Source organism: Streptomyces blattellae (assembly GCF_009709555.1).
Classification (GTDB): domain Bacteria; phylum Actinomycetota; class Actinomycetes; order Streptomycetales; family Streptomycetaceae; genus Streptomyces; species Streptomyces blattellae.
The window spans coordinates 1-8,516 of sequence record NZ_WJBG01000243.1 but is presented as its reverse complement, the minus strand read 5'-3'; the positions used below and the strand labels follow the sequence as shown (position 1 = coordinate 8,516).

The 8,516-nt window shown below is 67.4% G+C and carries 7 protein-coding genes; 3 read left to right on the top strand and 4 right to left on the bottom strand.

What is annotated here, in order from left to right:
- The coding region (locus tag GFH49_RS35885; RefSeq protein WP_155060241.1) for an alpha/beta fold hydrolase at positions 1 to 701 on the bottom strand (701 nt) is incomplete at its 3' end.
- Between the two features lie 263 nt (positions 702 to 964).
- On the opposite strand from GFH49_RS35885, the gene GFH49_RS35880 reads away from it, so the two are divergent.
- The 3 genes from GFH49_RS35880 (at position 965) to GFH49_RS35870 (ending at position 5,375) form a co-directional block, all read left to right on the top strand.
- Positions 965 to 2,515: an ABC transporter substrate-binding protein gene (locus GFH49_RS35880; RefSeq protein WP_230396690.1), complete on the top strand. Its 1,551-nt coding sequence runs from the start codon at positions 965 to 967 to the stop codon at positions 2,513 to 2,515.
- 373 nt (positions 2,516 to 2,888) lie between these two features.
- Positions 2,889 to 4,451 carry an ABC transporter substrate-binding protein gene (locus tag GFH49_RS35875; RefSeq protein ID WP_196218242.1) on the top strand — a complete coding sequence of 521 codons (1,563 nt, stop codon included), beginning with the start codon at positions 2,889 to 2,891 and terminating at the stop codon, positions 4,449 to 4,451.
- 297 nt (positions 4,452 to 4,748) lie between these two features.
- Positions 4,749 to 5,375 carry a TetR/AcrR family transcriptional regulator gene (locus tag GFH49_RS35870; RefSeq protein WP_196218241.1) on the top strand — a complete coding sequence of 209 codons (627 nt, stop codon included), beginning with the start codon at positions 4,749 to 4,751 and terminating at the stop codon, positions 5,373 to 5,375.
- A 530-nt stretch (positions 5,376 to 5,905) separates the two neighbouring features.
- Here the strand turns inward: GFH49_RS35870 and GFH49_RS35865 are convergent.
- From GFH49_RS35865 to GFH49_RS35855, 3 genes are all read right to left on the bottom strand, one after another.
- Complete coding sequence (locus GFH49_RS35865; protein WP_155060237.1) at positions 5,906 to 6,493, bottom strand: hypothetical protein; 588 nt, start codon at positions 6,491 to 6,493, stop codon at positions 5,906 to 5,908.
- A gap of 344 nt (positions 6,494 to 6,837) precedes the next feature.
- Positions 6,838 to 7,398 carry a flavin reductase family protein gene (locus GFH49_RS35860; protein ID WP_230396689.1) on the bottom strand — a complete coding sequence of 187 codons (561 nt, stop codon included), beginning with the start codon at positions 7,396 to 7,398 and terminating at the stop codon, positions 6,838 to 6,840.
- Positions 7,395 to 8,516, bottom strand: a 1,122-nt coding sequence (locus GFH49_RS35855; protein WP_155060236.1) for an LLM class flavin-dependent oxidoreductase, incomplete at its 5' end; no start/stop codon positions are given. The genes GFH49_RS35855 and GFH49_RS35860, both read right to left, overlap by 4 nt.

The following is an 8,516-nucleotide window of genomic DNA, read 5'->3' as shown; positions in this document are numbered from 1 at the left end:
GCACCCGGCACCGACGCCTGGAACGCCCGCCCGTAATCCACCGTCACGATGCCGTCACCAGCACCCCACACCAGCAGACAGGGAACCCTCACCCGCCCCAGCTCCCGCCGCAGCCCCGGGCTGTACATGTACGGCTCCCAGCCATACACCGCACTCGCCTCCCGATTCCGCAAATGCACCGTCAACTCCTCATCCGACAGCGCATTCACATCCAACGGCGCAGGCGGCACCCGATACGTACGCCGCAACACCTCAGCAGCATCCAGCGCGAAGATGTCCGCGATATCACGCGTCCACCGATCCCCCACCTTGATCCCCACCGGATCCACCAACACCACATCCGACAGCCGCTCCTGCGAACGCACCGCCATCTGGGCAGCCACCCACCCACCGAACGACGAACCCACCAGATGCACCCCGGCCAGATCCAGCTCCTCCAGCAGATCCAGATACAGATACGCCAGATCGTGCACCGACCTGCACCACGGCTCACGCGCACTCAACCCGAACCCCGGATGCAACGGCAGCACCACCCGAAACCGCTCCGCCAGCATCCCGACCCACTCAGCCCCCGCATCCAGCCCGTGCAACCCATGCAGAAACAACAACGGCGGCCCCTCACCCACCTCCGTCACCTGCAACGGAACACCCCGCACATCCAGATCACGCACCCGCGCGCCACCCAGCTCTGAAGTCGTCATGTCAGCGACCGTACCGGCTGACTGGCCGATCAGTCTAGACCGTGGACCAGGCGATGCCGCGCACGGGGATCCGGTCCAGGCCCTTGACGCGCCCCGCCAAACTGCTTGACTGACCGATCAGTCAGGAATAGCGTGACGCGCCCTGTAATGGCGGTTTCGGAGCCGTTGCCGCCTGACAGGTCTTCACGTCTTCACGGAGAGGATCAAGGATGAGGGTGGGACGAGCGCGAAGGCCAGGACTGGCAGGACGAGTAGTGGTCGCGATGATGGTCGGCAGCCTGGTCGTGGCGTGCAGTAGCAGCGATGGCGCGGATGACGAGGCCGGCGGATCACCGGCGAGCGCGGAATGCACCCAGGATCGTGTCGGCGGCGAGGCGACGCTGGGGATGGGAACGCCGGTCAGTGCACTCGACCCGGTCAAGAACCTCGGCACGGGCATCAACGGCGGCACCGAGGCCATCGCGCTCTACGACACGCTTGTCCGGTACGACCCCGAGAACGACGAGTACGTCCCGGTGGTGGCCAAGTCGCTTGAGCCCGACGCCGACTTCACCGAGTGGACCTTGGAGCTGCGCGAGGAGGTGACGTTCGGCAACGGGGATCCGCTGACCGCGGAGGTGGTCAAGGAGAGCTTCGCGCGCCATCAGGACCCGGCGAACCGTTCCAGTGTGCAACGGGAGGCAATGGCGGTGACGGAGATGGAGGTGGTCGACCCGCTGACGCTGGTCTTCCACCTCGACAAGACGTGGGCCCGGTTCCCGTTCCTGCTCGCCGGCCTGCCGGGAATGATCACCAGCCCGGCGGTGGTCGAGGAGCAGGGTGAGGACTTCAACACCGACCCCACGGGCGGCGGCGTCGGCCCCTACGAGCTTGACCGCTACGCGCCCGGCGAGGAGTTGGTGCTGAAGGCCAAGGACGACTGGTGGGGCGGCCCCGTCTGCATCGAGACGCTGCGATTCGTCTCGGCCAACGGTACCCAGCCCACCTACGACGCGTTCAGGAACGGGGACACCCAACTGGCCTTCATGCGCGGCCCGGAGGTGATCGCGCAAGCCAAGGAGGACGGGGTCGAGGGCGTCTCCACGCTCGACAACTCCGGATACGTCCTCCTCTTCAACCACGAGAGCGGGCCGACGGCCGATCCCCTGGTGCGGCAGGCGGTGGCGGCCGCGCTCGACCCCGAGGTGGTCAACGAGCGGGCACTGGGCGGCCAAGGACTCACCACCACCGCCCTGATCCATGAGGACTCGGTCCTCTACAACGGGGACAAAGGCACGCAGCCCGACTCCGCACGGGCGGCCGACCTGGTCGAGCAGGCGAAGGCCAACGGCTGGGACGGCCACCTCGACATGCCGTGTCAGGCCAACGAGGAGAACAACAACATCTGCCTGGCGATCAAGGCGCAGGCGGAGGCCGCCGGTATGACCGTCACGATCGAGCCGAAGCAGGTCACGGAATACATCGAGGAGGTGCAGATCAACCACAACTTCGAGATCGCGTCGTGGGGCTTGCCGCTCTCCGACGCCGACCCGTCGGTGCGGTTGTCGGCCGCCATCGGAACCGGCGGCGGCCTCAACGTGGGCGGCTACGCCGATCCCGACATGGACGCCGCAATCGCAGCCTTGCGCGAGGCCCCCGACCTGGCGGCACGCCAAGCCGCGCTGACCGACATCCAGACCGTCTGGAACGAGACGCTCCCCGCCGCCGTGTACGGCGCCAACGAGAATTTCGTCGCGATCGACGACAGCCTCCACGGCATCGAGCAGTCGCAGTACGCCCTGCTCTACTTCGACAAGGCCTATATCGACAGCTGACGAGAGCCACCCCCGCCGACTCCAGTGCCGGCGGGGGTCTTCACCGGAGATTCGCGGTACGGCGACGGGTTCGCCGGGTGCCGCGTGACAGGATGCGAGCCTGATCCCGTCCGGCCAGGCGTTGACCGCGTCCCAGCAGTTCGACCCCGCCGTCAGCCACCGGTGCCGCCGTGGCGGAAGAACCGCCACATCACCCCGGAGTCCACACCGACCTCCCTGTTGCTACTCTGACTCATCTCGACTGGCCAGTCAGTCAGGGCTGGCGTGACGCGCCCTGCGTGGACGGGGTCTCGATCTCATGGCACGTCACAGTCTTCAAGGGAGAGGGCGAAAGATGAAGGTGGGACGAAGGCTGACACGGACGACTGTCGCGATGGCGCTCGGCGGCCTGATCGTCGTGTGGGGTGGCGACGGCGGAGATGCCGAGGCTGACGCACTGACGTCGAGCGGCGGCGCTTCGGGGGGATGCACGACGGATCGCGTCGGCGGCGATCTGGCAATGGGGGTGCAAACCCCGGTCAGTGCGCTCGACCCGGTGCGGAGCCAGGGTTCCGGCAGCAGCGGCGGCATCGAGGTCAACGCGCTCTACGACACGCTTGTCCGGTACGACACGCAGAACGACACGTACGTCCCGGTGGTGGCGCGGTCGCTGACGCCGAACGCCGACTTCACCCAGTGGACCTTGAAGCTGCGCGACACGGTCACATTCGGCAACGGGAACCCGCTGACCGCCGAAGCGGTCAAGCAGAGCTTCGCGCGCCACCAGGACCCGGCGAACCGTTCCTCGATGATTCGGGAGGCCCAGGAGGTGAAGACCATGGACGTGGTGAACGAGCGGACGCTGGTCTTCCACCTCGACGAGTCGTGGGCCAGGTTCCCGTCCCTGCTCGCCAGCGCTCCGGGAATGGTCACCGACCCGGAGGTGGTCGAGGCACAGGGTGACCAGTTCAGCGTCAACCCCCTCGGCGCCGGTGTCGGTCCTTACGAGGTGGAGCAGTTCACACCCGGCGGAGAGTTGGTGCTGAAGGCCAAGGACAACTGGTGGGGCGGGCCGGTGTGCATTCAGACGCTGCGCTTCGCCGCGGGCGGCGCCACCACCCAGGACACCTACGACGCATACAAGGCCGGGGACATCCAGCTGGCCTTCATGCGCGGCCCGGAGGTGATCGCGCAGGCCGAGCAGGACGGAGTCGAGGGCTTCCACACGCTCGACAACGCCGGCCACGCCGTCACCGTCAACCACGCGCCCGGGCGCGCGACGGCCGATCCCCTGGTGCGTCAGGCGCTGGCGGCCGCGCTCGACCCCGAGGCGATCGACCAGCTCGCCAAGAACGGCTACGGCACTCCCACCAGCGCCCTGATCTACAAGGATTCCATCCTCTACGACGGCGCCCAGGGGCCCGCGACGGACCCCGTCAGGGCGAGGGAACTGGTAGCGGAGGCGAAGGCCAACGGCTGGGACGGCAATCTCGACATGCCGTGCGTGAACGGCCAGGAAATCCAGCTCGTCTGCGCGGCGGTCAAGGAGTCGGCGGAAGCCTCCGGCATAACCGTGACGGTCGAGACGGTAACGGGCGCCCAATTCGGCCAGCGGATTCAGCAGGGCGACTTCGACATCATCTCGCGAGGCTTGTCGCTTTCTGACGCCGACCCGTCGATGCGGTTGTCGGCCGCCGTCGGAACCGGCGGCGGCGCCAACGTGAGCGGCTACTCCGATCCCGAATTGGACGCCGCGATCTCGGCTCTGCAGGCGGCCCCCGACCTGCCCGCCCGCCAGAAGGCAATGGACGACATCCAGGCCCTCTGGAACGAGACGATCCCCGCTGTCGTCTTCGGCGGCACCGACAACTTCATCGGGGTCAGCGACGAGGTCCACGGCATCAAGCTGTCGCAGGACGCTTTGATCTACTTCGACAAGGCCTATATCGACGGCTGAACAGAGCCATCCCCGTCGGCTCGCATGCGGGAGCCGACGGGGATGCACGACCCAAGCGATGCTCTCGGCCAGAGACGGCCTCGTACCGCGCGCCACCAGGCCGGGTCTGAGCACCGCACTCCAGACGGCGTGTCGCGTCAGTCGATTGGACCGCTAGTCTAACTTCCTCAGCATCCGGAGTTGCCTCGCATGCTGAGGTCGGAGTTTCATGACCGCATCGTCAAGCACCGCGGACCAGGGCGGGTCGATGTCGACCATCGATCCCAGTGTTCGACCATTCAAACAATGAGGACAGCGATGGCCAACACGGAGAAGTACGACCGAACTGGTGCCCGGGAACTCAGCAGCGCTCCCTCGGTCGAGCGCATCATCGACGCCGCGCTGGAACTCTTCGCAGAGCACGGCTACAACAGCACGATCGCGCAGATCTCTGAGGCCGCCGGCGTCAGCCGCGCATTGCTCTTCCACCACTTCGGCTCGAAAGAAGGAATCCTTCGCGCCGTCATCGATCAGGTGAGCTCGGAGGTCATGCAGGTCTTCCAGCAGTCCGACGACCTGACAGGCATTTCGGCGCTGCGCACATACCTGGAGGAACGTAGCCGATTCTTCCGGGAGCGGCCCCAGGTCGCGCGCCTGCTTATGGTTCTCGGCGCCCAGGCCATTGTCGCCAAGCGGAGCAGGCCGACGGTCCTTGAGATCGAGGACCGCAAGCTGGAGTTCCTCACGCGATGCATCTCCGAAGCGGTGGACGACGGCAGCCTGCGCTCTGATGTCGACGTCGAGAAGCTCGCGCTTCTGCTTGCCGCAGTCACGGACGGCGACGTGCGGATGTGGGGAATCGACCCCAAGCGCCGCCCGGTCGAACAGACGAACGGAGCCATCCTCGACATGCTGAGACTCCTGGGTTCACCCCGACCCTCCTAGGGCGCGACGATCCCGAGTCCGTTCCGCCGACCGGATCCGTGGATGGCCGGAAAGTCGGACGGCGCGTGACGCGCCTGCGGTCGGGGCCATCCGCGGAGACCCGCCGCGGATGCCGGCCGAGAGCCGGGAGGAGATCCCATCAGGCGTCTGGAGCGAGTCTCGGATCGGACGGTCGCCGGGCCAGTCGGAGTTCAGACGACACCGCAAAGACCGCCTGCACGAACTGCCGACAGCGTTCAGCCGATGTGGATGCCCATCCATACGCCGTGACCGCCCCGACCGTAAGCCGTCCTCGGCACGTCGACGCGCCTGAGGCCGGGCCGTGCGGTGATGATCGGCCATCGCGTAACCGACGACCGGCGAGGGACCAGGTCCAGTCGGCACGCGAGATTCGTCGTCCCAGACGGCGCGTGGCCGCGCAGGTCGTGGCCGTCGGCGGCGCCATGACCAGGGTCAGCGAACGTGGGATCGCCGCCGTGACAAGGCGTGCACGCGCGGAACAGCGTGGACACCCCGCGAGGCCAGGTCGATCACGGTGATCTGGTGGGCAAGCGCCATGGCTTGCCGGGCCCCTCGGCATCCAACCGGGCGTCGGACGAGGGCTGGCGTCCAGCCCACAGCCGCATACCGTCGCGGAGGGGCGGTCTGAGGACTTCCGCGCCGGGCAGCGCCAGAGGCTCCCTCTCAACGGGGCTCCACGGCGGGGTGTCCCAGTGGGCACCGCTTGTCGGTGGAAGGACGATGTGCGCCTCGGGCCCGGATACGACCTCGACGCCGGCGAGGTCGCTGAGTCTCTCTGCGGTACCGGCTGCCGCGAGGAACGTACCGCGGTCGCCGAACAGCACGCAGGGCACGGGCGGCGTCCCCCCGTCCCCATGATTCCGTTCGAGCCGGATCAGAGCGTCCATGGCCGCTGCGCGCGGGACGGACACGCCGTCAAAGGAGGAGCACGCGGCCGTCAACCTGGTATGCGGACTGTGGTCGAAGGACGCCTCCGCCGCTTCCAGCAGGACGCGTTCTGAGCCGATGTACAGCGGCCAATCGAGGAGATTGACGTAGGCATCCGCCAGGGCGAATCGGTCACTGGTCCTTGGAGGCCAGGCGTACGCAGTGATCATCGGGTCCTCCAGGGGCCGCGTAGGACTGAACGCGTCCGGGGGACTCTCCGCGGTGGTTCAGATCTCGGCGGCAGTTCGTTGTGCCCAGACCCCGAGCAGGCCGGACGGCGCTTCCGCTCGGGCCGCCGGGCCGCGGCAACCGGCGTCGGCCACCGCGCTTCAGCACCCGGAGGGACGAGAACCGCTCCGGCCTTCAGCTGAGGGGGTACCGACGCCGCCACCTCGGCGAGCCGGGGGCCGGGCGGGTTGGCCCCCGTCGGCGTCGTCGCCATCCGGCACTGCCTGATCTCAACGTTCATGACTGACTCGCTGTACGAAGTTGTGTGCTTCCCGGTCGGGTTCGTTCAGTCCCAGGACTCACTCGGGGAGTGGTCGGCGAGTGCTCCGATGCGCCCGTAACGGCCGCCGAGGAAGGTCAGCGGATCGGCATCGTCGACAGCACCCATGGATTCGACTCGACCGAGGACGAGCTGGTGGTCTCCGGCCGGCGATATCGATTCGATGGCGCACTCCATCCAGGCGACGGACCCGTCGATGATGGGGCGCCCCGCTTCGCTCGCGCGCCAGGTGCATCCGGCGAACTTGTCTGCGCCTCGGGTGGCGAAGAGCCGCGAGAGCCCTTGCTGAGCCGAGCTCAGGACGCTCACGCAGAAGCCGCCTGTCGGCTCGATGAACGGCCAGGTCGTCGAGCTCTTGGCGATGAAGAACCCCACGAGCGGCGGATCCATCGAGACGGACGAGAACGATCCCACCGACACGCCGACGGGTTCGTCGGCGTGCATGCTGGTCACGATGGCGACGCTCGTCGGCACCCGACCGAGCACATGCCGGTAGGCATCGTGTGAATGGGGATCGAAGGTCCGGTACCCGCCCATCACGGAGCCCTGCTCAGCCCTGAGTGTCATCGCGCGCTCCCCGCGATCGAGGCGTCGAGGAGTTCGGTGTTGCGCTCGGCTTCCCTGAGGCGGGGCAGGACCTCCTGTGCCAGGAGGGTGAGGCTCCGTGAGGTCTCCTCGTACTCCATGTGGCCGGCGTGGCCATGGAGGAGGAGATTGCCGAAGCCGACTGCCTTGTAGAGGCTGAGGAGTTGCTCGTAGACGCTGTCGGGGGTCCCGTAGATGAGCGTGCCCCGCTTGTTCAGGGAGTCGAGGTCGAGGTTCCCGGCCACGGACTGCCCGGCGGCTCGCTGGCGGAGCGCACGGACGGTCGCCTCGACGCTGTTGTATCCCGGGGGGCTGTTGAATTGCGGAGCCACCTGGTGGGTGGGCCCCGTGAGGTACCAGCCGAGCTTCTCGGCGCCGCTCCGTGCCGCGGCCTCGGTGTCGGCGCAGTAGACCAGGGCCATCAGGGCGAACCTGTCCATGGGCGCCTCGCCGGGACGGCCCAGCTCACGCCACTGCTTGCGGTAGACGTCGAACAACGGCCGCGTGTCATACCCCAGCAGGAAACTGGCGGACACATACCCGTACTCGGCGAGCTTCACGTTCGTGCCCGGACTCATCGCCACGAACCAGATCGGCGGATGCGGGTCCTGATACGGCCGCGGGAAGATGTTGACGTTGCGGAACTGGAAGTTCTCGCTCTCGTAGTTGAACGGACCGTCGTGCGAGGTCCACGCCGCCTTGATCAGGTCGTGCGCCTCCCACATCCGCTCATTCGTGCCGACCGGGTGGGAGTTGGCCGGGATGACCTCGTAGGGAACACCTCGGATCATGCCGACTTCCAGGCGGCCCCGCGACAGCACGTCGACCAGCGCGGTCTCCTCCGCGATGCGCACCGGGTCGCGCCGGTTGGCGACCGGGTTGCCCAGCTGCAGGATCCGCGCGTCCGTCGTCTGCCGCGCCAGCGCCCCGGAGATGACCGCCAGGGCCGAGTCGATGCAGGACGGGGTGGCGTGGTGCTCGTTGACCATCACGTCCAGCCCGACCGAGTCGGCGTGCAGGTACAGGTCCAGATTGCGGTGCCAGATATCGGCACCGAGCCTGGGATCGTAATGCCGGTTCGGGAACGTGACCCGAATCGA

What these genes read in the sequence shown, in the direction of transcription:
- GFH49_RS35880 (WP_230396690.1), top strand. Translation starts at nt 965, where the DNA reads ATGATGGTCGGCAGCCTGGTCGTGGCGTGCAGTAGCAGCGATGGCGCG.
- GFH49_RS35875 (WP_196218242.1), top strand. Translation starts at nt 2,889, where the DNA reads ATGGCGCTCGGCGGCCTGATCGTCGTGTGGGGTGGCGACGGCGGAGAT.
- GFH49_RS35870 (WP_196218241.1), top strand. Translation starts at nt 4,749, where the DNA reads ATGGCCAACACGGAGAAGTACGACCGAACTGGTGCCCGGGAACTCAGC.
- GFH49_RS35865 (WP_155060237.1), bottom strand. Translation starts at nt 6,493, where the DNA reads ATGATCACTGCGTACGCCTGGCCTCCAAGGACCAGTGACCGATTCGCC.
- GFH49_RS35860 (WP_230396689.1), bottom strand. Translation starts at nt 7,398, where the DNA reads ATGACACTCAGGGCTGAGCAGGGCTCCGTGATGGGCGGGTACCGGACC.